The sequence below is a fragment of the Arthrobacter sp. DualSoilB13 genome, assembly GCF_055389195.1.
This window is the reverse complement of sequence record NZ_AP035865.1, coordinates 439,081-460,615: the sequence shown is the minus strand read 5'-3', so window position 1 is coordinate 460,615 and position 21,535 is coordinate 439,081. Positions and strand designations below refer to the sequence as shown.

At 62.5% G+C, this 21,535-nt stretch carries 18 protein-coding genes; 9 read left to right on the top strand and 9 right to left on the bottom strand.

What is annotated here, in order from left to right:
• Positions 1-85: 85 nt before the first annotated feature.
• The 3 genes from ACZ5J0_RS02310 to ACZ5J0_RS02300 all read left to right on the top strand — a co-directional run bounded on the left by ACZ5J0_RS02310 (position 86) and on the right by ACZ5J0_RS02300 (position 3,019).
• Positions 86-1,132 carry an ABC transporter permease gene (locus tag ACZ5J0_RS02310; protein WP_223941618.1) on the top strand — a complete coding sequence of 349 codons (1,047 nt, stop codon included), beginning with the start codon at positions 86-88 and terminating at the stop codon, positions 1,130-1,132.
• Positions 1,129-1,923 (top strand): ATP-binding cassette domain-containing protein, encoded by a 795-nt coding sequence (locus tag ACZ5J0_RS02305; protein WP_464094082.1) that lies wholly within the window; start codon positions 1,129-1,131, stop codon positions 1,921-1,923. Before ACZ5J0_RS02310 ends, ACZ5J0_RS02305 begins: the two co-directional genes overlap by 4 nt.
• Before the next feature lie 139 nt (positions 1,924-2,062).
• Positions 2,063-3,019 carry a carbohydrate kinase family protein gene (locus ACZ5J0_RS02300; RefSeq protein WP_464094081.1) on the top strand — a complete coding sequence of 319 codons (957 nt, stop codon included), beginning with the start codon at positions 2,063-2,065 and terminating at the stop codon, positions 3,017-3,019.
• 56 nt (positions 3,020-3,075) lie between these two features.
• On the opposite strand, the gene ACZ5J0_RS02295 is transcribed toward ACZ5J0_RS02300, so the two are convergent.
• From ACZ5J0_RS02295 to ACZ5J0_RS02260, 8 genes are all read right to left on the bottom strand, one after another.
• A complete protein-coding gene (locus tag ACZ5J0_RS02295; protein WP_464094080.1) occupies positions 3,076-3,855 on the bottom strand; it encodes an enoyl-CoA hydratase in 780 nt (259 codons plus the stop codon).
• 42 nt (positions 3,856-3,897) lie between these two features.
• Complete coding sequence (gene mmsB, locus ACZ5J0_RS02290) at positions 3,898-4,818, bottom strand: 3-hydroxyisobutyrate dehydrogenase (protein WP_464094079.1); 921 nt, start codon at positions 4,816-4,818, stop codon at positions 3,898-3,900.
• Between the two features lie 11 nt (positions 4,819-4,829).
• Positions 4,830-5,894 carry an enoyl-CoA hydratase/isomerase family protein gene (locus ACZ5J0_RS02285; protein WP_464094078.1) on the bottom strand — a complete coding sequence of 355 codons (1,065 nt, stop codon included), beginning with the start codon at positions 5,892-5,894 and terminating at the stop codon, positions 4,830-4,832.
• Positions 5,894-7,393: a CoA-acylating methylmalonate-semialdehyde dehydrogenase gene (locus ACZ5J0_RS02280; RefSeq protein WP_464094077.1), complete on the bottom strand. Its 1,500-nt coding sequence runs from the start codon at positions 7,391-7,393 to the stop codon at positions 5,894-5,896. Before ACZ5J0_RS02280 ends, ACZ5J0_RS02285 begins: the two co-directional genes overlap by 1 nt.
• Positions 7,394-7,533: 140 nt before the next feature.
• The gene (locus ACZ5J0_RS02275; protein WP_464094076.1) at positions 7,534-8,928 is read right to left on the bottom strand and encodes a cryptochrome/photolyase family protein; all 1,395 of its coding nucleotides are present in this window, start codon (positions 8,926-8,928) and stop codon (positions 7,534-7,536) included.
• A gap of 93 nt (positions 8,929-9,021) precedes the next feature.
• Positions 9,022-9,360, bottom strand: coding sequence for a hypothetical protein (locus tag ACZ5J0_RS02270; RefSeq protein WP_142936891.1), 339 nt, complete (start codon positions 9,358-9,360; stop codon positions 9,022-9,024).
• A gap of 172 nt (positions 9,361-9,532) precedes the next feature.
• Positions 9,533-10,942, bottom strand: coding sequence for a ferredoxin reductase (locus ACZ5J0_RS02265; protein WP_166841192.1), 1,410 nt, complete (start codon positions 10,940-10,942; stop codon positions 9,533-9,535).
• A complete protein-coding gene (locus tag ACZ5J0_RS02260) occupies positions 10,939-12,240 on the bottom strand; it encodes an aromatic ring-hydroxylating oxygenase subunit alpha (RefSeq protein WP_250821100.1) in 1,302 nt (433 codons plus the stop codon). The genes ACZ5J0_RS02265 and ACZ5J0_RS02260 overlap by 4 nt, the downstream gene beginning before the upstream one ends.
• A gap of 161 nt (positions 12,241-12,401) precedes the next feature.
• Between ACZ5J0_RS02260 and ACZ5J0_RS02255 the strand changes: the two genes are divergently transcribed.
• Complete coding sequence (locus ACZ5J0_RS02255) at positions 12,402-13,334, top strand: LysR family transcriptional regulator (RefSeq protein ID WP_464094075.1); 933 nt, start codon at positions 12,402-12,404, stop codon at positions 13,332-13,334.
• Between the two features lie 36 nt (positions 13,335-13,370).
• On the opposite strand, the gene ACZ5J0_RS02250 is transcribed toward ACZ5J0_RS02255, so the two are convergent.
• A complete protein-coding gene (locus ACZ5J0_RS02250; RefSeq protein WP_142936895.1) occupies positions 13,371-14,051 on the bottom strand; it encodes a GntR family transcriptional regulator in 681 nt (226 codons plus the stop codon).
• A gap of 117 nt (positions 14,052-14,168) precedes the next feature.
• On the opposite strand from ACZ5J0_RS02250, the gene purU reads away from it, so the two are divergent.
• Genes purU through ACZ5J0_RS02225 form a run of 5 tightly spaced genes read left to right on the top strand, consistent with a single transcriptional unit; the run spans position 14,169 to position 21,488 of the window.
• Positions 14,169-15,083, top strand: a complete 915-nt coding sequence (purU, locus tag ACZ5J0_RS02245; protein WP_142936896.1) for a formyltetrahydrofolate deformylase — start codon at positions 14,169-14,171, stop codon at positions 15,081-15,083.
• A gap of 57 nt (positions 15,084-15,140) precedes the next feature.
• The gene (locus ACZ5J0_RS02240) at positions 15,141-17,633 is read left to right on the top strand and encodes a GcvT family protein (RefSeq protein ID WP_142936897.1); all 2,493 of its coding nucleotides are present in this window, start codon (positions 15,141-15,143) and stop codon (positions 17,631-17,633) included.
• 3 nt (positions 17,634-17,636) lie between these two features.
• Positions 17,637-18,263, top strand: coding sequence for a cyclodeaminase/cyclohydrolase family protein (locus tag ACZ5J0_RS02235; RefSeq protein WP_464094074.1), 627 nt, complete (start codon positions 17,637-17,639; stop codon positions 18,261-18,263).
• On the top strand, positions 18,260-19,159 hold the full coding sequence (locus ACZ5J0_RS02230) for a bifunctional 5,10-methylenetetrahydrofolate dehydrogenase/5,10-methenyltetrahydrofolate cyclohydrolase (protein ID WP_464094073.1): 900 nt from the start codon (positions 18,260-18,262) through the stop codon (positions 19,157-19,159). Before ACZ5J0_RS02235 ends, ACZ5J0_RS02230 begins: the two co-directional genes overlap by 4 nt.
• A gap of 10 nt (positions 19,160-19,169) precedes the next feature.
• Positions 19,170-21,488: an FdhF/YdeP family oxidoreductase gene (locus ACZ5J0_RS02225; RefSeq protein ID WP_464094072.1), complete on the top strand. Its 2,319-nt coding sequence runs from the start codon at positions 19,170-19,172 to the stop codon at positions 21,486-21,488.
• Positions 21,489-21,535: the final 47 nt, after the last annotated feature.

Below are 21,535 nucleotides of genomic sequence, written 5' to 3'. Positions count from 1 at the left end.
ACCTCACCGAACGCGGGGAGACGAGCCAAGCAGCGTCTCCCCGCGCCCAGCAGTTACAGAACATGGAAGTTCAGGAGCAATCTAAGTGACCCAGCAACAGACCGCCGGCCCCCCGAGCGCCGCGCATGCTGACCTGGCCGAGGAATTCCTCGACCGCCAGACTCCCCTCAGCAGAATCCGCAATATTCTCCACCGATACCCAGCCCTCAGCCCGGCCATCGTCCTGCTGATCGCAGTGGTGGTCTTCGGACTCCTCAACGATCGGTTTCTGCGCGTTGAGAATCTGTCTCTGATTACCCAGCAGGTGGCCGTGGTGGGCACCCTGGCAATCGCCCAGACCCTGATCATCCTGACCGCCGGAATTGACCTGTCCGTCGGTGCAGTGATGATCCTGTCCTCAATGGTGATCGCGCAGCTCGCGGTCAGCAACGGAATTCCAGGGCCGATCGCGCTGATTGCCGGTCTCGCTGTCGGATTGGGATCCGGTGCTCTGAACGGCTTCCTCGTCACAAGATTCCGGCTCCCACCGTTCATCGTCACACTGGGAACCCTGAACATTTTCATCGCCCTGACGCTCTTGTACTCCGGTGGAAGCACCGTGCGTGGCTCCGCTATGCCGGACATGCTCACTTGGCTTGGCAGCACCTTCCCGATCGGACCTGTCCGGATCTCCACCGGCGTGGTCATGATGCTCCTCCTCTACGTTGCCATGGCCTACATTCTGGGCAAGACCGCTTGGGGACGGCACGTCTACGCTGTGGGAGATGACAAGGAAGCTGCCAGACTTGCCGGTATTCCCGTCAACCGTGTCCTGATGAGCGTCTATCTTGCCGCAGGTGCCGTCCTCGCCATCGGTGCGTGGATCCAGATCGGCCGCACCAACGCCGCCAGCCCCAACGCCGGTGTCGATTTGAACCTGGACTCCATCACCGCCGTCGTGATTGGCGGCACCAGCCTCTTCGGCGGCCGTGGCTCGATCTGGGGTTCGCTGCTCGGAGCACTGATTGTTGGTGTCTTCCGCAACGGTCTCTCGCTCGCCGGCTTGGACGTGCTCTATCAGACCCTCGCCGTAGGCATCCTGATCATCATTGCCGTGTCCGTCGATCAATGGATCCGAAAGGTCAAGTCATGACCACTACACAATTTGAAGCCCCCGGAACCGAAACCCGTGAGCCCATCCTTAAAGCCAGGAACCTCGTAAAGACCTTTGGCCGCGTTGTTGGTCTGGACGGCGTCAGCCTGGACCTCTACCCCGGCGAGGTTCTGGCTGTCATCGGCGACAACGGCGCCGGTAAGTCCACGCTTATCAAATGCCTCACCGGTGCTGAAATTCCCGACACCGGCGAACTCTTCGTCTCCGGACAGCAGGTGCACTTCAAACGGCCGCAGGACGCCCGCGTCCACGGCATAGAAACCGTCTACCAGAACCTTGCCGTTTCGCCGGCCCTGGATGTTGCCTCCAACCTGTTCCTCGGCCGCGAAGAGCGTCTCCCCGGACCTTTGGGAAGCCTTTTCAGAATGCTCGACACCAAAGGCATGCGCAGGAAAGCCAAGGAAGAGCTGAGCAGGCTGGGCATCTCCACGCTCCAGGACGTCACCGTGCCGGTGGAGAATCTCTCCGGCGGCCAGCGCCAAGCCGTCGCGGTGGCCCGTGCAGCGGCTTTCGGTTCCAAGGTGGTGGTTCTCGACGAACCAACAGCCGCTTTGGGAGTACGCGAGTCCAACCAAGTACTTCAGCTGGTCCGGGACCTCCGCGACCGAGGCCTGCCGGTGATCCTGATCAGCCACAACATGCCGCACGTATTTGACGTCGCAGACCGCATCCACATCCAGCGCTTGGGCAAATGCGCGGCGACTATCACCCCGCAATCGCACACCATGACCGATGCTGTCGCCATCATGACAGGTGCGGCCAAAGCCTAACGGCCGCGCCGGATCTACCGTTCCATTCGGACCCCACGAACCCCGTCCGCGGACCTGCCCACAGGTCCGCGGACGGACCCATACCTCTGCCGCCGCACAAAGCCACACAAATAGGCGGCAACCTGACGAAAGTACCAAGATGCACAACCTTCACCCGGGCAGCTCCGCCCACGACCAACTCGACGTTCTTGTGATCGGCGAAGCCTTGGTGGACATTGTGAACACCCGGGAAGGAAGCATCAGCTACCCCGGCGGTTCCCCTGCGAACGTGGCTTACGGCTTGGGCCGTCTGGGAGTACCCACCGGGCTGCTCACGGCAATCGGCGACGACGAACACGGCACCTCCATCGCCGCTCACCTTCACAGCGCAGGCGTCCGGCTGCTTCCAGGATCAAAGTCCCTCGAGCGCACCGCCACCGCCACCGCCACACTCGCCACGGACGGTTCGGCCAGCTACGAGTTCGACATCCGCTGGGACCTCGCACCCGTAGCACCGGCCTTGATCCCGAAAGTCCTCCACACCGGATCCATCGCCACGTTCCTGGCACCGGGAGCTGCCACCGTGCGTAGCCTCCTCGAACAAGGCCACAACTCCTGCCTGGTTACCTACGACCCCAACATTCGCCCGGCCCTGCTTGGCAGCCACGCCGAAGCATTGCAGATCTTCGAAGATCTGATTCCCCTCACTGACGTCATCAAGCTCAGTGACGAAGACGCTCATTGGCTTTATCCCACGTTGTCGCCGGACGACGTCGCATTCAGGCTCCTCAAACAGGGAGCACGGCTGGCAGTTATCACCCGGGGCGGCGAAGGCGCGCTCCTTGCAATCCCCGGTACACGCCTTAGCGTCCCCTCAGCGAAGACCAACGTTGCAGACACCATCGGTGCCGGCGACTCATACATGGCCGCCCTCATCTTCGAGCTACTGGCCAGAGGTGAGAACGCATTTGCGGCATCGGCCCTTGAGATGATTGGACAGACCGCAGCCCTTGCTGCCGCAATCACCGTCAGTCGGCCCGGTGCCAACCCTCCCACCTCGGCAGAGCTTCAAACGCGGCTGGACGAACACCAACAGGCGCCTCTCGCCGCTGTGTAGTTCGGCCGGCAAAGGGAACGAACAGCACGACGGAGGCCTGTTTTTCGCGAAACCAGTTACCTGTGCTTGAACTCCGGCTGGCGCTTCTCGCTGAACGCTGCCATTCCTTCCTTCTGGTCATCCGTGGCGAAGAGCGAGTGGAACACCCTGCGTTCAAAGACCACGCCCTGCGCAAGGCCCATCTCGAAGGCTGCGTTCACGGCTTCCTTGGCTACCATCGCGGCGGGCTTGGACTTGGAGGCGATGACTTCCGCGGCCTTGATGGCCTCATCAACCACCTCAGCGGCAGGAACCACACGGGACACCAGGCCGGAGCGTTCGGCTTCTTCTGCGTCCATGAACCGGCCGGTCAGGATCATGTCCATTGCCTTGGCTTTGCCCACGGCGCGGGTGAGCCGTTGCGAACCGCCCATTCCGGGAATCACTCCGAGGTTGATCTCGGGCTGGCCGAACTTTGCGTTGTCGCCGGCAATGATGATGTCGGCCATCATGGCCAGTTCGCAGCCGCCGCCCAATGCAAAACCGGACACTGCCGCGATTACGGGTATGCGCAGCCGGGTGAGGTCCTCCCAGTGCCGGAACCAGTCCGCTGCGTACATGTCCATGTAGGTGTTGGAGGACATTTCCTTGATGTCGGCGCCGGCAGCAAATGCTTTGGCCGATCCCGTGATCACCACAGCCCCAACATCCGGATCAGTGTCCATCAAAGAAACAGCGTCCACGAGTTCGTTCATGAGTGCAGTATTGAGCGCGTTCAGCGCCTCAGGCCGGTTCAACGTCACCAAGCCCACGCGTCCCCGACGTTCCACCACAATGTTCTGGTACTGCTCCGTCATGCTTTCCCTCTCGTAAAAACGCTCAAGTACACGGACAATCTCTCACACCGACTTATCGCGGATCTCCGTGATGATCCCGGAGAAGTCCCGCCCGGCCCCGTCCCCGGCGGCAAAGGCGTCGTAGATGCGCGAAGCCAGGGGACCCATTTCCGCAGCAACTCCTGTGCTTTCCAGCGCGTTCAGGGCCAGACGCAGGTCCTTGGCCATCAACGCACCGGCAAAGCCCGGCTGATAGTCGCGGTTAGCGGGGCTGGTTGGAACCGGACCCGGAACTGGGCAGTTGGTGGTCAGCGCCCAGCATTGGCCGGACGCGTTGGATGCGACGTCGAACAATGCCTGGTGCGTGAGCCCCAGCTTCTCACCTAGAACAAACGCTTCGGCAACGGCGATCATGGACACACCCAGGATCATGTTGTTGCAAACCTTCGCGGCCTGACCGGCCCCATGATCACCGCAGTGAACGATCCTCTTGCCCATGAGCTCCAGAACGGGCCTCACGGTCTCGAAATCCTGCGGCAAGGCACCCACCATGAAGGTCAAGGTTCCGGCCTCAGCCCCCACAACACCACCGGACACGGGAGCGTCCACAGATCGGTGACCGGCATCCACAGCAAGAGCGGCCGCCTCGCGGGCTTCATCCACGTTGATGGTGGAACAGTCCAGGAACAGCGTGTTCGGTTTGGCGATAGACAGCAGCCCCGGCCCGTCCACGCCGCGGTAAGCGTCCAGCACGTGCTTGCCGCTGGGCAGCATGGTCAACACCACTGCGGCCTCCGCCGCAGCCTCATGCGCCGTGGAAGCCATGGGAATTCCGTGGGCCAAAGCAGCCTCTACGGCCGCTGGAACGGGGTCGTAGCCAATCACATCGTGCCCGGCCTTGATCAGGTTAGCCGCCATGGGGCCACCCATATGCCCCAGCCCAAGGAAGGCGATGAGTCCCGTTGCCGCTGCGTTTTCTGTCATGATCGTCTCCTTCAATTCGCTTGGACTGGACTGGCTGAAAGCCCCAGCTCCCGTTCGCCGAGCGGCGCAAAGTAGCCCTCGACGTCGGACTCCCGGACTTCGGCCAGGGTGGCCGGCTTCCATTGCGGGTTGCGGTCCTTGTCCACCACTTGCGCGCGGATGCCCTCCCTGAAATCCGGCCCGGCCAGGCATCGCAAGCCCACGCGGTATTCCTGGTCCAGGGCTTCCTCCAGAGAGAGCCCGCGGACGCGTCTCAGGGATTCCAGGGTGACTTTGACCGATGTGGGCGACTTCGCCTCGATGGTCTCGGCTGCCTCAACGGCTTCACCCGGGCCGGTGCGCAGGCTTCGGACGATCTCCTCGGCATCGTCATGCGCATAGGCTGCGTCAATCCAGTCCCGCTGTGCCGCAAGTGCCGAGTCCGGCGCCGCTTGGGCAAAGTGCTCGACGGCGGCCTCCGCCGTCGAGCTTTCCAGCGCTTCCGCCAACGCGGGGAGGCTTTCGGACGGGACGAAGTGGTCCGCGAGCCCCAGGAACAGGGCGTCCGCGCCAGACAGGTGCGCCCCGGTGAGGGCTGCGTGCGTGCCCGCCTCCCCCGGTGAGCGTGAGAGAAGAAGGGTGCCGCCGACGTCGGGAACGAAGCCGATGGTGGTTTCCGGCATGCCGGTCCGCGTCCTTTCGGTAACCACGCGAACGGAGCCGTGCGCCGAAACGCCCACCCCGCCGCCCAGCACCAGTCCGTCCATGAACGCGACGTAAGGCTTGGGGTAATGCGAGATCAGTGCGTTCAGCCGGTATTCGTCAGCCCAGAACTCGGCTGTCTCCGTGCCACCGTGCAACATGTCCTTGTAAATCGCCACGATGTCGCCACCGGCGCACAGCCCACGGTCGCCCGCACCACGCACCAATACGGTGGCAACGGCGTCGTCGTCAGCCCAAACGGTCAACTGACGGAGCATGGCTTTGACCATTCCCACGTTCAACGCATTGACTGCCTTGGGGCGGTTGAGGGTCACGATGCCGAGGTGGCCGCGACGCTCAAACAGGACTTCTTCCTCTACCTCTTCAGACCCCATCAGCTGCCAGCCGGCATCACGAAGCTTGCACCTTGGCGAATGCCGGAGGGCCACCGCGACGTCACGGTTTTGGTCTTGGTGTAGAAGCGGAAAGCGTCGGCGCCGTGCTGGTTGAGGTCGCCGAAACCGGACGCCTTCCAGCCGCCGAACGTGTAGTAAGCGATGGGCACGGGGATGGGGACGTTGATGCCCACCATGCCTACCTCCACGCGGCTGGCAAAGTCCCGGGCGGAGTCGCCGTCGCGGGTGAAAATTGCGACGCCGTTGCCGAACTCGTGCTCGCTGCAGAGCCTGAGCGCTTCGTCATAGTCAGCCGCACGCAGAACGCTGAGGACGGGACCGAAGATCTCTTCCTTGTAGATCTTCATGTCCTTGGTGACGTTGTCGAAGAGGGTGGGGCCCACCCAGAAGCCGCCGTCGTATCCATCCACGGAGAGGCCACGACCATCAGTGACCAGCGTTGCGCCCTCGTCCACGCCGGACTGGATGTAACCCTCGATCCTCTCCTTGGCAGAAGCAGCCACCACGGGGCCGAAGTCCGAATCCTTGTCCAGGCTGTGGCCCACCTTGAGGTCCTTGACGCGTTCGGTCAGCTTGGCCACCAGCGCGTCAGCGGTTTCCTGCCCCACCGGCACGGCAACGGAGATCGCCATGCAGCGTTCGCCGGCGGAACCGTACCCGGCACCAATCAGGGCGTCGGCTGCCATGTCCAGATCGGCGTCGGGCATGATCACCATGTGGTTCTTCGCGCCACCGAAGCACTGCGCGCGTTTGCCGTGCGCCGCGGCCGTTGCGTAGATGTACTGGGCGATGGGCGTGGAGCCCACAAAGCCGATGGCCTTCACCCGCGGATCTTCGAGCAGCGCATCCACGGCTTCCTTGTCGCCGTTGATCACGTTGAAGACGCCGTTGGGCACGCCGGCCTCGCTGTACAGTTCCGCAAGGCGCAGGGGAACGGAAGGATCCCGTTCGGAGGGCTTGAGGATGAAGGCGTTGCCGGCTGCGAGCGCCGGACCGGACTTCCACAGCGGAATCATGGCCGGGAAGTTGAAGGGAGTGATGCCTGCGACCACGCCCAACGGCTGGCGGAGCGAATGGACATCGATCCCCTGCCCGGCGTTGTCCGAGAATTCGCCCTTGAGCAGGTGCGGCGCCCCGGCCGAGAACTCCACTACCTCGATGCCGCGCTGGATATCGCCCTTGGCGTCCGCGAAGGTCTTGCCGTGCTCGGAGGACAAGAGCCTGGCAAGTTCGTCCATGTTCTGGTTGACCAGGTCCACGAACTTCAGGAGGATGCGTCCCCGGCGTTGCGGGTTCATGGCCGCCCATTCGAGCTGGCCCTTTTCTGCATTTGCGACGGCGTTGCGAACCTCGTCCGCGCTGGCCAGCGGAAGCCGTGCCTGAACTTCGCCCGTGCAGGGATCGTAGACATCACTGAACCGGCCGGACGTGCCGTCGATCCTCTGGCCGTCTACGTAGTGGGAAAGCTCGCGCACCATGGTGAAATGCTCCTTTGCATCGGTGAATGACTGCCGTGCCGCCGGGTGCTGTGACCGTTGCCGAACACGTGACCAACTGTGATCCAGGTCATCTCTGAATCCGAATATACTCGGACTTCCTACTAATTTCCAGAGGGGTACTAGTGGACCTCCCTCATCTCCTTGTACGCCTCCAGCGCTTCGGCCCGCGTGGTTTTGAGGTCCACGATTTCCTCTGCGTACTCCGGTGTCCCGAACTCCGGAATCCAGCGGGCGATGTACTTCCCTTGGGGATCGAATTTGACGCGCTGAGCCTCCGGATTGAAGATCCTGAAGAACGGTGAAGCATCCGCGCCGGAGCCGGCTACCCACTGCCAGTTGGCGGGATTCGATGCAGGATCCGCATCCACCAGGGTGTCCCAGAACCACTGCTCCCCCAGCTGCCAATGGATGCCGAGGTTCTTCACCAGGAAGCTGGCGGCAACCATGCGGACGCGGTTGTGCATCCAGCCCGTATGCCACAGCTGCCGCTGCCCCGCGTCCACCATGGGGAAACCGGTGCGACCCTGCTGCCAGGCCCGGAACTCCTCGGGTGCCGACTCGTGGCCGGGATGCTTGTTACTGCCATTTTTGGCGCTACCCGGCCACGCCCACGGGAAGCGATCAAACTCAGTGCGAAGGTTGGCCGTTGCCAACTCCGGGTTGTGGAAGTACTGGTGCCAGCAGAACTCACGCCAGCCCAACTCGGAAGCATAAATAGAGGCGCTTTCGGAGCGTTTGGACCCCAGGGCATGCCACACCTCGAACGGGCTGAGCTCACCCCAGCGAAGGTAGGGCGAGAGGCAACTGCTGCCATCGGTGTCGGGGCGGTTGCGGCCCTCGCTGTAGTTGGACAGGCCGTCATCCACGAACTTGGCGAGCCGCTTGTGCCCGGCAGCAGCTCCCGGCGTCCACATCTCGGCCAGCCCACCTGACCAGTCCGGTGTTGTGGGCAGCAGATGCCACGAATCCAACTGTTCGTAGACGGGCAGCTTTCCGGTGAATCCGTGGCCGGCTTCCGGTACGGCCAGCGGCTCGCGGAAGTCCTGCGCAGAAACTGTCCGCCAAAAAGGGGTAAAGACCTTGTATTGGCCGCCCGTTTTGGTGGTGACTTCCCACGGCTCATGGAGAAGGGAAGCCTGAAAACTCGAGACATGAAGTCCGGCCTCGCCCGCCCAAGCCTTGATGCCGGCGTCCACCGTCCGCTCAGCGGAACCGTACCGCCGGTTCCAGTACAGCCCTCCGGCGCCAATCGCCGTCGTGGTCTTCTGGACGATGTCCGCCGCCGGGCCGCGGCGGAGGAGTAATGGAACACCGAGCTTGTCCAGCTCCTCACGGAGGCTGGTCAGCGAGTGGTGGAGCCACCACCGCGAGGCCCCGCCGTGAGGGCGGATGCCCGGCGATTCTTCGTCAAGGACGTAGAGGGCAACGGCCGCACCGTCGTCGACGGCGGCACGCAAGGCCGGGTTGTCGGCGACCCGCAGATCGTCGCGAAACCAAACAATGGACGGCTTCATGAGTACCTTTCAGCGAAAACCCTGGGAAACAGGAACAGCCCATGCCCCCTAAGAAATCCTAGGGGCATGGGCTGAGAGCTCGCTGGTATGAAATCAGGCGATGGATGCCAAGGCTTGCTGGCGGATCTCGGAAACCGGGATGTCGGTGGCAGTTTCGGTCCACATCGGGACACTATTTACCACGTAGTCCCTGGCGGCCGGCCCAACCATGGTCATGCCCGGGTAAATCCGCCGGCCATTTTCCTTGACGGGCTTGTGGCCCTCGAGTTCCAGAGCGGTCTTGAAGGCGGAGTCGGGAATGGGGATTTTGCGTCCGAGGACGCACCAGCTGATGTACAAGCCATAGAACGTGTCAAAGTCCAAGCCGTTGTCAGTGTCGTCCTCAAACACCACACAGTCGCGAATAAAGCTACCAATTTGGGTGTCGGTCATTACGGGGCCTCCGGCGTCGGAAGAAATAACGGGCCGCCGGTCTGCATCAGCGAATGTCCTGTTCCCTCACTATAGACCCGTTCCGGGGGTCTGAACGAGGAAATGAGATTAACTCTGGGTTGCGCACGGCCAAATGCCCGTGCTAATGCGCGAAAACAGGGGGTGATCAGGATTAAGCGTCAATCACCATATCGGTCCGCGCGGTGGAGCAGCAGGGCAGGAACTTGCCTGCGTCAATCTCTCGTGCCCGGATTCCGCCTTGGTGGTTCATCTCCACTTCACCTGAAAGTTTCACCACCTTGCAGGAGCCACACATGCCCTCTTTGCAGTTGGCACCGATCCTGACGCCGGCACGCTGGGCAGGGCCCAGGATGTGCTCAGTGGGATCCACCCGAACGTTAATCCCCGTGCGCATGAAGGACAAGGTAAGGCTTCCCGTTCCTACTGTCTCAAAACTCGAAGCATCGGGAGTTGAAACCTCCGCCCCCGCATCCGAACCGTCGTCAGAAGCTTCAGGTGCATCCGGGTCAACCGTTTCCAGCGGCATCCCCGTGGCCTGCAGGGTCCCCTCGGCGTCGTAGCCGGGCTCGTAGAGCCCGAACGCTGCGGGCTGGCCCTCATAGTAGTCCTCCGCGGAATCCGCGATTTCCTCTGCAATCTCCTCAGCAATGTCCACCGCAAGGGCCAGCTCTGCCTGATACTCAAGGATGGTCTGGCGGTCCCCGGTGAAGAACTCCATATGGATGGAGGTGTCATCCACTCCCACGTTCCCCAACAGTTCGGTGGCCGTGTTCAGGTAGCCCTCGGGGCCACATGCGTAGACCTGCCGCCCGTTGGCGTCCGGCGCAACCTCGTTCAGCATGGCCGCCGTCAGCCGTCCGCTCAGCCCTTCCCAGTCCGCGGGTTTGGCGCGGTCGCCCAAGGAGTAGAAGACCTTAATGCGCGAGTCCACCGAGGCGATGTAGGCGAGCTCCTTATTAAAGGCAAAACCCTCGTCCGCCGCCCCGTGGTACAGCACAACCACATCGGCCTGTCCGGGCAGAGAGTGGATGGTCCGCACCATGGACATGATCGGCGTGATGCCGGCGCCGGCGGCCAGCAGGAGGTAGCGTGCCCGCCGGTCAGCGTCGGGCAGGTGGAAGGCACCCACGGGTCCCAACATCTCAAGGACAGTGCCGGGCTTGATGTTCTGGTGCACCCACGGCGAAACCAGTCCTGTGGGATCGCGTTTGACCGTGATGTCGAAAGTCCACGGCTTGGTGGGGGCGCTGGACAACGAGTAGCTTCGGTCCGCCGGATCCTGGTCCTCGCCGTTCACGGGGAAGGCAACGTTCACGTACTGGCCGGCCCGGAACGCCAGGGGCGCACCGTCGCAGCGGCGGAACACGAAAGTCATCATTCCGCCCACTTCGGGAACGATCTCCACGCATTCGGCCATGAACTCCTGCGGATGCCAGGGACCCAGGGCGCGGGCTGCGCTGGCGGGTCCCTCGGTGCTGCCCATCACCCTGTTCCACGGCATTTCAAGACCGCGAATGCGATGTGGCTCCTGGACGATGGTCTCAGTGAGGAGTTCGGTCATGCCAGGTGCTCCTGGACACGCTGCACGTACCAGTTGATGAATGCCTCCACCTGGTATTCGCTCTTCATGTACGGGCCGGGCTCGTAGGCAGGGCTGCCGGCTCCGGTCTGGCACAGTTCCACGAACGCCTTGTCCTGCAGGTTGGTCTGTTTCCAGGTGTAGGTGAGTTTCTCCAGGTCGTAGTCCACGCCTTCCACTGCGTCGTCAGCTACCAGCCAGGTGGTGCGAACCAAGGACTGGTGTTCGTTGATGGGGAAGACACCGAACGTGATGACGTGATCGCTCTGGAAGTGGAACCAGCTGTTGGGCTGCAGGTGCATCGAGCAGCGGCCAAGGCGGAAGTCCGGCAGGTCACCAAGCAGTTTCTTGGAAAGCCTGCGCCCGTCGGCCGAGAACGATTCGCCCTCACCGTCGAGGGATTCGCGGGAAATACGGATTCCTGCAATGCGGGTGTCCAGCTCCTCCACCACCTCGTAGGGAAGGCCATAGCGGCGGCAACGCTCCTCAAGCGAGGATTGTGCTTCCTTGTTGCGGTCCCACACTTCCTCAAGGTGGGCCGGGATCAGGCCCTCCGTCAGTCCCCACGTGGGAAACAGCGAACAGGCGAGCTCCGGGTGGCCGTCGCAGTGGTAGCACTCACGGTTGTTCTCCATGACGAGCTTCCAGTTGCCCTCCTCGATGATGTTCTGCTGGTAGGCAATCTTCGTCTTGGACAGATCGTGGGGCGCAAGGTACGGCTCAAAGATCTTTGAGGTTTCGTCAAAATCGGTGGGCGGCTCATCGGCAATGCAGACGAAGATGAGCCCGGCAACCTCGCGGCCGTGTGCCCGCTTCAGGGCGAAGCAATTCTTGTCGAACTTGGCCTCGCCGGGAGCGGAGGCATGGATCAGGTTGCCCTCGGGGGAATAGGTCCAGGAGTGGTAGCCGCACACCAGGTTTCCAGTGGCCCCTGCAGCCTCGGTGAGGACCCGTGCGCCGCGGTGGCGGCAGACGTTGTGCAGGACGTTCACGCCGCCGTCGTCATTGCGCAGAACGATCAGGGAGTAAGGACCGTAGTCAACCGTGATGTAGTCGCCCGGCTCCGGTAGCTCGGCGACGCTGCCGGCAAAGATCCAGTGCTGGCCAAAAATGGCTTCCATGTCCATCTTGAAGATCGTGGCATCGGTGTAGAAGGGCGCGTCGAGGGAATATCCCTTGCGCCGGAACTCGAATAACGCGCTGATCTCTGCCAGCTGCTCTGCAGGCAAAGATGAGGCGAGTTTTCCGCGTGAGTTGAGGGGCAAGACTGGAGCAGACATATGTTTTCCTCCCGGGAGGCGTGGGTCAGAGTGTGTTTCGTGGGGAGCACTGCTGCTTGGGGGCGAGCGGCGATGTCGAAAACCTTGTAATCATGAGATTAGGGATCATTGAACCACAACAAAAGCGCAAGATTCAGAAGATAACCGTGCACAATAGGTGCATGATCGATGCGAGGCTCATCACACTCCGGGTGTTTGCCCGCTGCGGCACCATTGGCGCCACCGCGGAGCTCACCGGATACTCTCCCTCCGCCGTCTCCGCTCAGCTGCGGGAGCTCCAGCGCATGCTGGGAATGCAGCTACTGACCAAGGACGGCCGGGGCGTGCGGCTGACCGCCACGGGCCGCTTTCTGGTGGCCGGTTCGGACACCCTCATTGCCGAATGGGAGAGCCTGCGCGCAGCGGCGATGGAGGCCGGCGATCAGGTGCAGTCACGTTTTGGGCTCGGCGGCTTCTCGACGGCGGCCGCCCAGTTGCTGGCGCCGCTGGCCGCCACCCTTCGCTCCACGCGTCCCCTGCTGGAGGTGCAGGTGCTGGAAGCAAATCCGGCCCGCTGCTTCGATTTGCTGGTGGCCGAGCGAATAGACCTTGCAGTGATTGTTGCCATGCAGTCAGACACCTACGTGGAGGACGATCCCCGGTTCGAACAGACCGTCTTGCTGGACGATCCCCTGGACGTCATCATTCCCGGTACCCACCGGCTGGCATCACGGGAAACTGTGACCCTTGAAGAACTGGCTGCAGAACCATGGATCACAGAAGCCGCCGGATCCACGTACCACGCCCTCTTTACAGCGGCCTTTACGGCTGTTGGTGTAACACCGCGAGTAGCTCATGAGGCCGTTGAATGGGAAACCCAAATCGCCTTCGTGGGCGCAGGGCTGGGCGTTGGCCTGCTGCCGCGACTCGCACCCCTGCATAATGCAGAGAACGTGGTCCGGCTACGCATTACCGGTAAAGGCAAGCCCGCACGCCGAATTGTGGCAGCGGTGCGCAGGGGCAGCATCGCGTCGCCTTTGATCCAGGAATCGCTGGGCATCCTGCAGGAGAGCGCACAAAGGATCCTCACGGCCCGGCCGGATGACGACCGCTGACCGCGGACAACCCCGGCTCCGTGCTACAGGCGGTAACTACGCCGCGAAAAGGGCCTGACGTACAGCATGCTCAAAGCCACTGACGTGCACGCGGGCCAGCTCTGCAGCCTTGTCCTCTTCACCGTCAAGGACAGCCTTCAGCAGATCCAGGTGCTCACGCACGTGGTGCTCAAGATCCGGCAAACGATCCAGGACCATGCACCAGATCCGGGTTGCCAGATTGTCGTAGCGAATCAGGATGTCTTCGAGGTGCGGGTTCGCGGCCGCCGCGTAGATTCCCCGGTGAACGCTGGCGTCGAGCCGCAAAGTTTCGACCACCGACGCAGCATCGACGTCAAAGTCCTCCACTGCGCGCATCACTTCACGAAGATGTTCTTTGGTGGCAGCGGATGCAACGCGAGCCGCCCTCGCAGCAGCGAGGGGTTCCAATTGTGCCCGGATCTCGGAAATAAAGGCCAGGTCAGTCACATCCACGCGCGTGGCAAACGTCCCCCGCCTTGGATAGGTAATCACCAGCCGGTCCAGCTCCAGGCGTTTCAATGCTTCCCGCACCGGAGTCCGACCTACCTCCAGGTCTTTGGCCAGCTGATCGTCGTTGAGGAGCTCGCCGGGCTTGATGTCCAACATCAGGAGCCGGTCCCGGAGGCGTTCATAGGCGATGTCGGCCAGGGATTTCTTCGTGTCGTCACCGGCGATTGCCAGAGTTCCAAAAGTCACGGCGCCTTCTCCTTCCAACCAAAAGAAATCTATTGACCTGCCTGAATGACCAGTATACGCTGAATCCAATCCTAATATATCAGTTCGGGACTCAGGAATATATCTAAAGGAGGCGACATGACCCTCATGGCGACAGACTCACCCGTAAGCACACTGCCCAAGCCGGAAGCGCTCAAAGACGAGCAGGCACAGAAGTTCGTACTCACACTGTCGTGCGTCGAACGGGCCGGGATCGTTCAGGCAGTCACCACCTTCCTGTTCGAGCGCGGTTTCAACATTGAAGAACACCAGCAGTTCGACGACGGCCTCCGCCAGACGCTGCACCTGCGGACCGCTTTCTCCGGACCACTGTCCTACTCGCCGGAGCGGCTCGAAGAAGAATTTAGCGCAATTGCCGACCGCTTCGAGATGAAGTTCAGCTTCCACGACCAAACCAAGAAGCGGGTCCTGGTGATGGTGTCCAAGTTCGGGCACTGCCTGAACGATCTCATCTTCCGTTGGCGGGGCGGCAGCCTCGGCGGTGACCTGGTGGTGGTTGCCTCAAACCATGAGACCCACCGCGCCATGGCAGAAGCCGCCGGCCTGCCCTTCGTCTACATTCCCGTCACGCCTGACACCAAGGCTGAAGCCGAGCAGCAGCTCCTGGACCTGGTGGAGGAGTACAACGTGGACCTCGTAGTACTGGCTCGCTACATGCAGGTGCTTTCGGACGACTTGTGCCGCGCCCTCGAGGGACGCGCCATCAACATCCACCACTCCTTCCTGCCGGGATTCAAGGGCGCCCGCCCCTACCACCAGGCCTACGACCGTGGCGTGAAGCTGGTGGGTGCAACCGCCCACTACGTCACCGCGGACCTGGACGAGGGACCCATCATCGAGCAGGAAGTCATCCGCGTCGATCACAGCTACGGTCCCACCACCCTCTCCACCGTGGGCCAGGACGCCGAAGCCCTGGCGTTGTCCCGCGCCGTGAAGTGGCATTGCGAACACCGCGTGCTGCTGGACCAGACCAGCACAGTGGTTTTCCGCTAAACCACGCCCCAGAACACCAGCAGACTCACCCCTTTTTAACTTCAGCAGGAGAACCCCATGGCATCCACGCCTCGCATTGTCATCATTGGAGCTGGGATTGTTGGCACCAACCTCGCCGACGAACTGGTCACCCGCGGTTGGAACAACATCACTGTCCTGGACCAAGGACCCCTGAACATGCCCGGTGGCTCCACGTCCCACGCACCGGGCCTGGTTTTCCAGACCAACCCGTCCAAGTCCATGGCACTGTTCGCCAAGTACACGGTGGAAAAGCTCCTGTCCCTCACGGAGGATGGCCAGAGCTGCTTCAACCAGGTGGGTGGACTGGAAGTAGCCACCACGGAGACCCGCCTGGCTGACCTGAAGCGCAAGCTCGGCTACGCACAGTCATGGGGCATCGACGGCAAGATCCTCTCCCGCGAGGAGTGCAAGGCGCTCTACCCGCTGATCAATGAGGAAGACATCCTCGGTGGCCTGCACGTCCCCACCGATGGCCTGGCGCTTGCAGCCCGTGCCGTGCAGCTGCTGATCAAGCGCACCGAAGCTGCCGGGGTGAAGTACATCGGCAACACCGAGGTCACCGGAATTGAGCAGACCAACCGCCGCGTGACCGGCGTCGAAACCGCCGACGGCGTGATCCCCGCGGACATCGTGGTTTCCTGCGCCGGCTTCTGGGGCGCCAAGGTGGGCGAGCTGATCGGAATGTCCGTTCCGCTCCTCCCGCTGGCTCACCAGTATGTAAAAACGACGCCGGTTCCCGCCCAGAAGGGCAAGAACGAACTGCCCAACGGCGCCCAGCTGCCCATCCTGCGTCACCAGGACCAGGACCTTTACTACCGCGAGCACGGCGAGCGCTACGGCATTGGCTCTTACGCTCACCGCCCCATGCCCGTGGACCTTGACGAGCTGGGTAGCTACGAGCCCAGCAGCATCAGCGAACACAATATGCCCTCCCGCCTGGACTTCACGCTGGAGGACTTCCTTCCTGCGTGGGAGGCCACCAAGCAGATCCTGCCGGCACTGCGCGAAAGTGAAATCGAGGATGGTTTCAACGGCATCTTCTCCTTCACCCCGGACGGTGGCTCACTGGTGGGCGAGTCCAAGGAAGTGGACGGGTTCTTCGTTGCAGAGGCCGTGTGGGTGACCCACTCCGCCGGCATTGCCCGCGCTGTGGCCGAACTGCTGGTGGACGGAAAGTCTCAGATTGATCTGGGAGACTGCGACATCCACCGTTTCGAAGAGGTTCAGCTGACCCCCGAATATGTCAGCGAAACGTCCCAGCAGAACTTCGTGGAAATCTACGATGTGATGCATCCGCTCCAGCCCAAGCTCTCCCCCCGCAATCTTCGCGTCAGCCCCTTCCACGCCCGCCACAAGCAGCTGGGCGGCTACTTCCTGGAAGGCGCCGGCTGGGAACGTCCGTACTGGTTCGAAGCCAACGCTGAACTCCTCAAGGAAATGCCGGACGATTGGCAGCCCCCGGCCCGTGACGCCTGGTCCGGAATGTTCAGCTCGCCCATTGCCGCAGCTGAAGCCTGGAAAACCCGCACAGCCGTTGCCATGTATGACATGACGCCACTGAAGCGCCTCGAGATCTCCGGCCCGGGAGCCGTGAAGTTGCTACAGGAACTGACCACCGGTGACATGTCCAAGAAGCCCGGCGCGGTCACGTACACGCTCCTTCTGGACGAGGCCGGCGGCATTCGAAGTGACATCACGGTGGCCCGCCTCAGCGAAGACACCTTCCAGCTGGGCGCCAACGGCAACATGGACACCGCCTACTTCGAGCGGGCAGCACGGCACCAAACGGAGAACGGCGACGCCGGCGACTGGGTCCAGGTGCGTGACACCACTGGCGGCACCTGCTGCATCGGCCTGTGGGGTCCGTTGGCCCGCGACCTCATCAGCACCGTCAGCAGCGACGACTTCAGCAACGACGGCCTGAAGTACTTCCGTTCCAAGAAGGTCACCATCGGAGGGGTCACTGTCACTGCGATGCGCCTTTCCTACGTGGGCGAACTCGGCTGGGAGCTCTACACCAGCGCAGACAACGGGCAGCGCCTCTGGGACGCCCTGTGGAAGGCCGGCCAGCCGTTCGGCGTCATTGCCGCAGGCCGTGCCGCGTTCAGCTCGCTGCGACTGGAAAAGGGCTACCGTTCCTGGGGCTCGGACATGACCACCGAGCACGATCCTTACGAAGCGGGCCTCGGGTTTGCCGTAAAAATGACCAAGGAAAACTTCGTCGGTAAGGCCGCTTTGGAAGGCCGCACCGAGGAAGGCTCAGCCCGCCGCTTGCGCTGCTTGACCGTCGACGACGGCAGGAGCCTGGTGCTGGGCAAGGAACCGGTGTTCTACAAGGACCAGGCCGTGGGTTATGTGACCAGCGCCGCCTACGGCTACTCGGTCCGCAAGCCGATCGCCTACGCCTACCTGCCCTCTGCAGTGTCCTTGGGGGACTCCGTGGAAATCGAATACTTCGGCCGCCGCATCCAGGCAACCGTCACCGAAGATCCGCTGTACGACCCCACCATGAGCCGGCTCCGGGGCTAATCCATGATCAGTTCAGAAGCCATCAACGATTACCTCTCCAGGCTTGCCTCACGCCAGCCCACCCCCGGTGGGGGCGCGGCCGCAGCCCTGCATGCCGCCCAAGGTGCCGCTTTGGTAGCCATGGTGGCCAGATACACCACCGGCGCAAAGTATGAGGAACACGCCGCTCTGGTCAACCGGATCACCAGCGCCGCCGACCACCTGATGGTGGAGTCCTTGCGCCTGGCGGACGCCGATGAGCACGCTTTCCAGTCCGTCATCGACTCCTACAAGCTCGCGTCAGACAGCGATGAACTTAAGGCAATAAAGTCTGCTGCCATCCAGGAAGCGCTGGTCCAGGCGGCCCACACTCCCGCGCAGTTGATCAACGTTGCCGGTGAAGTGGTGGACCTTGCCACCGAACTCTTTGATGTGGCCAACCCCAACGTCATCAGCGACGTCGCGGCTGCCGCGGACGCAGCACGCGCAGCTGCAACCACGGCCCGGGTCAACATCGACATCAACGTCGTGGCCATTAAGCACGGCGAAGCCCGCTCCCGCCTGGCAGAACAGACGGACGGGATTGAGGAAAAGGTGGTCCTGGCGGCAGATGCCTTGGTGAAGCGCGTCCGCGAAAGGATCCTCTCATGACTGCAGTGCAGGGGAACACCGAAGTACTTTCCGGCAAGCCGCTCGCTGCCCTCATCCAGCAGCGGGCCCAGCAGGAGTCAACCCTCCTGGACGATGAGGGCCTCCACCCGGTGCTGGCTGTTGTTGTGGCAACGGACGATGAGTCCACACACTGGTACGTTCGGTCCATTGAACGTGCAGCCGGGAGGGCAGGCATCGGCTGCAGGATAGTCGATCTTGGCCACGACGCCACCGAGCAGGTCCTGGCCAATGTCCTTACGGACCTCAGCGCCGAACCCACCGTTCACGGCATCATCCTGCAGACTCCCCTGCCCGCTGCCGTGCGACCTGACCGGCTGGTGGGGCTCATCGCCCCGGATAAAGATATCGACGGCGCCAATCCCCTCAGTCTCGGTCGCTTGGCTGTGGGACAGCTCGCCTTCGCCCCCGCTACCGCCCGGGCAGTGGTGGAACTGCTGGACCACTTCCAGATCCCGGTAGCGGGACGGAACGTGGCCGTCGTCGGGCGTTCCGCCGTGGTGGGCAAGCCGCTGTCTTTGCTGCTCCTCGCGAAAGACGCGACCGTCACCGTCTGCCATTCCAAATCCGGGGTGCTGGAACACTACACCCGGCCTGCCGACGTCGTGGTTGTTGCTGCTGGGCGGACCGGGCTCTTGACCGGGAATCACGTCTCGGAGAAGACTGTGGTGATCGACGTCGGCACGAACGTCCTGGCCGACGGTTCCCTGGTGGGAGACGTTGACGAGGCCAGTGTCACCGGCGTGGCGGCCGGGCTGAGTCCGGTCCCGGGCGGGGTGGGAGCAGTGACCACCGCGCTCCTGCTCCTGCACACTGTGGAAGCCGCCCGGCAGCAGTCCCACAGCGGGTTGCTGGCCGCTTCCACTTCCCGGATCTGAAGGGGTTCCCATGCATTCCAAAGCTCCACGCGAGAACATTGACGAGTCAAAGCTGACCGTCACCAAACCCAAGACCAAGGCCGTAGGCATCCCCGCTGTTGCCAACGCCCTGAAAATTTCGCTGGAACAGATGGGACCGCTGCGAAGCGTTCAGACCCTTCTAGCTGTGAATCAGCTGGACGGGTTCGACTGCATGGGATGCGCCTGGCCCGAGCATGAAAAGCGTAATGCGGCAGAGTTCTGCGAGAACGGCGCCAAGGCAGTGGCTGAGGAAGGCACCCGCCGCCGCGTCACGCCGGAGTTCTTTGCCCACCATTCCGTTGCTGAGCTCAAAACCCGCGATGACTTCTGGCTGGGCCAGCAAGGCCGGATCACCCACCCGATGTTCCTCGATGAAGGCGCTACTCACTACAGGACCATTGACTGGGAAGATGCCTATGACCTCATGGCCGAAGAGTTGCGGGCCATGGAACACCCGGACGAAGCGGTTTTCTACACCTCCGGCCGGACCTCCAATGAAGCCGCGTTCGTGTACCAGCTCTTGGTTCGCGGCCTGGGCACCAACAATCTCCCGGACTGCTCCAACATGTGCCACGAATCCTCCGGCTCCGCACTGGTGGAAACCATTGGCATCGGCAAGGGTTCCGTCAGCCTGACGGACCTGGAGACGGCGTCACTGATCTTCGTCGCTGGACAGAACCCCGGCACCAACCACCCGCGCATGCTCAGCGCCTTGGAAAAAGCGAAGAAGAACGGCGCGATCATCGTGTCCGTCAACCCGCTTCCCGAGGCCGGGCTCCTGCACTTTGAAAACCCCCAGCACCTGGCCGGCATGATTCAAGGGACCCAGCTGACGGACGACTTCCTGCAGATCCGGGCCGGTGGAGACCAAGCCCTGTTCCAAGGCCTCGGCAAATACCTTCTGGAGGCCGAAGCTGCGGGACGGAACACTCCGGGCCTGAACACCGTGCTGGATCACCATTTCATCAACAACCACACCGTGGGTCTTGATGACTACCTGCGCTACCTGGAGAAGGTGGAGTGGGATGACATTGTGGAGGCAACCGGCCTGACCCTGGAGCAGATCCATGCGACGGGTGAGCGCTTGCTCGCCTCCAGCGCCACCATCGTGTGCTGGGCCATGGGACTGACCCAGCACAAGCATTCCGTCCCCACCCTCCGCGATGTGGTCAACGTTCTCCTGCTCCAAGGCAATATCGGCAAGCCCGGCGCCGGCGTGTGCCCCGTGCGCGGGCACTCGAACGTTCAGGGCGACCGCACCATGGGCATCTTCGAAAAGATGCCTCCGACGTTCCATGACCGGCTGGACCAGGAATTCGGGTTCCGCTCCCCCCGGGAGCATGGCTATGACACCGTGGCAGCCATCCGCGCCATGCGCGACGGGAAGGTCCGTTTCTTCATGGGGATGGGCGGCAACTTCGTGCGGGCCGCCCCCGATTCAGAGGTTACCGAGCAGGCCCTGGCCAACACTGGCCTGAGCGTGCAGATCTCCACCAAGCTGAATCACTCACACCTGTCCACGGGTCGGCGGGCTTTGATCCTGCCCACCCTCGGCCGCACCGAGAAGGACACGCAACGCACGGGCGACCAGCGGGTCACCGTGGAGGACTCCATGAGCGCCGTCCACGCCTCACGGGGACGCCTCAAACCTGCAAGCGACCACCTCCACTCGGAAGTGGCAATCGTCTGCAATCTCGCGGACAGGTTGTTTACGGACGGTCACGGGCGCCTGCCCAACACACCCCAGGCCGCGTGGCTCTCCCTCAGGGATGACTACTCGCTGATCCGGAAGCACATTGAGGCCGTCTTCGATGGTTTTGAGGACTTTGAAGCACGCATCCAGCACCCCGGCGGCTTCGTGCTGCCACACCCACCGCGCGACGCCAGGAAGTTCCACACCGCATCCGGGAAAGCACACTTCACGGGCAACGAGCTGGAGTTCATCAAGATCCCGCCCGGCCGGCTGGTCCTGCAGACCCTGCGCTCACATGACCAGTACAACACCACCATCTACGGCAAGGACGACCGCTACCGCGGAATCCACGGTGGCCGTCGCGTGGTGCTCATCAACGCCGACGACATCACCGAGCTGGGATTCTCCGACGGCGACATGGTCCACCTGATTTCCGAGTTCCAAGGGACGGACCGGCGGGCCGAGAACTTCCGCATCGTGTCCTATTCGACGCCGAAAGGGTGCGCCGCCGCCTACTACCCGGAAACAAACGTCCTGGTGCCCTTGGATTCCGTGGCCGATACCAGTGGAACACCCACCTCGAAGTCGGTGATCATCCGGCTGGAGAAAGCGTAGATCCAGAGCAGATTTTCCACTTGTCAGTTTTTTACCCGTCCGGTGGG

Excerpts from the sequence above, each read along its gene's own strand:
- ACZ5J0_RS02305 (WP_464094082.1), top strand. The coding sequence starts at position 1,129 with ATGACCACTACACAATTTGAAGCCCCCGGAACCGAAACCCGTGAGCCC.
- ACZ5J0_RS02300 (WP_464094081.1), top strand. The coding sequence starts at position 2,063 with ATGCACAACCTTCACCCGGGCAGCTCCGCCCACGACCAACTCGACGTT.
- ACZ5J0_RS02295 (WP_464094080.1), bottom strand. The coding sequence starts at position 3,855 with ATGACGGAGCAGTACCAGAACATTGTGGTGGAACGTCGGGGACGCGTG.
- mmsB (WP_464094079.1), bottom strand. The coding sequence starts at position 4,818 with ATGACAGAAAACGCAGCGGCAACGGGACTCATCGCCTTCCTTGGGCTG.
- ACZ5J0_RS02285 (WP_464094078.1), bottom strand. The coding sequence starts at position 5,894 with ATGGGGTCTGAAGAGGTAGAGGAAGAAGTCCTGTTTGAGCGTCGCGGC.
- ACZ5J0_RS02280 (WP_464094077.1), bottom strand. The coding sequence starts at position 7,393 with ATGGTGCGCGAGCTTTCCCACTACGTAGACGGCCAGAGGATCGACGGC.
- ACZ5J0_RS02275 (WP_464094076.1), bottom strand. The coding sequence starts at position 8,928 with ATGAAGCCGTCCATTGTTTGGTTTCGCGACGATCTGCGGGTCGCCGAC.
- ACZ5J0_RS02270 (WP_142936891.1), bottom strand. The coding sequence starts at position 9,360 with ATGACCGACACCCAAATTGGTAGCTTTATTCGCGACTGTGTGGTGTTT.
- ACZ5J0_RS02265 (WP_166841192.1), bottom strand. The coding sequence starts at position 10,942 with ATGACCGAACTCCTCACTGAGACCATCGTCCAGGAGCCACATCGCATT.
- ACZ5J0_RS02260 (WP_250821100.1), bottom strand. The coding sequence starts at position 12,240 with ATGTCTGCTCCAGTCTTGCCCCTCAACTCACGCGGAAAACTCGCCTCA.
- ACZ5J0_RS02255 (WP_464094075.1), top strand. The coding sequence starts at position 12,402 with ATGATCGATGCGAGGCTCATCACACTCCGGGTGTTTGCCCGCTGCGGC.
- purU (WP_142936896.1), top strand. The coding sequence starts at position 14,169 with ATGACCCTCATGGCGACAGACTCACCCGTAAGCACACTGCCCAAGCCG.
- ACZ5J0_RS02240 (WP_142936897.1), top strand. The coding sequence starts at position 15,141 with ATGGCATCCACGCCTCGCATTGTCATCATTGGAGCTGGGATTGTTGGC.
- ACZ5J0_RS02235 (WP_464094074.1), top strand. The coding sequence starts at position 17,637 with ATGATCAGTTCAGAAGCCATCAACGATTACCTCTCCAGGCTTGCCTCA.
- ACZ5J0_RS02230 (WP_464094073.1), top strand. The coding sequence starts at position 18,260 with ATGACTGCAGTGCAGGGGAACACCGAAGTACTTTCCGGCAAGCCGCTC.
- ACZ5J0_RS02225 (WP_464094072.1), top strand. The coding sequence starts at position 19,170 with ATGCATTCCAAAGCTCCACGCGAGAACATTGACGAGTCAAAGCTGACC.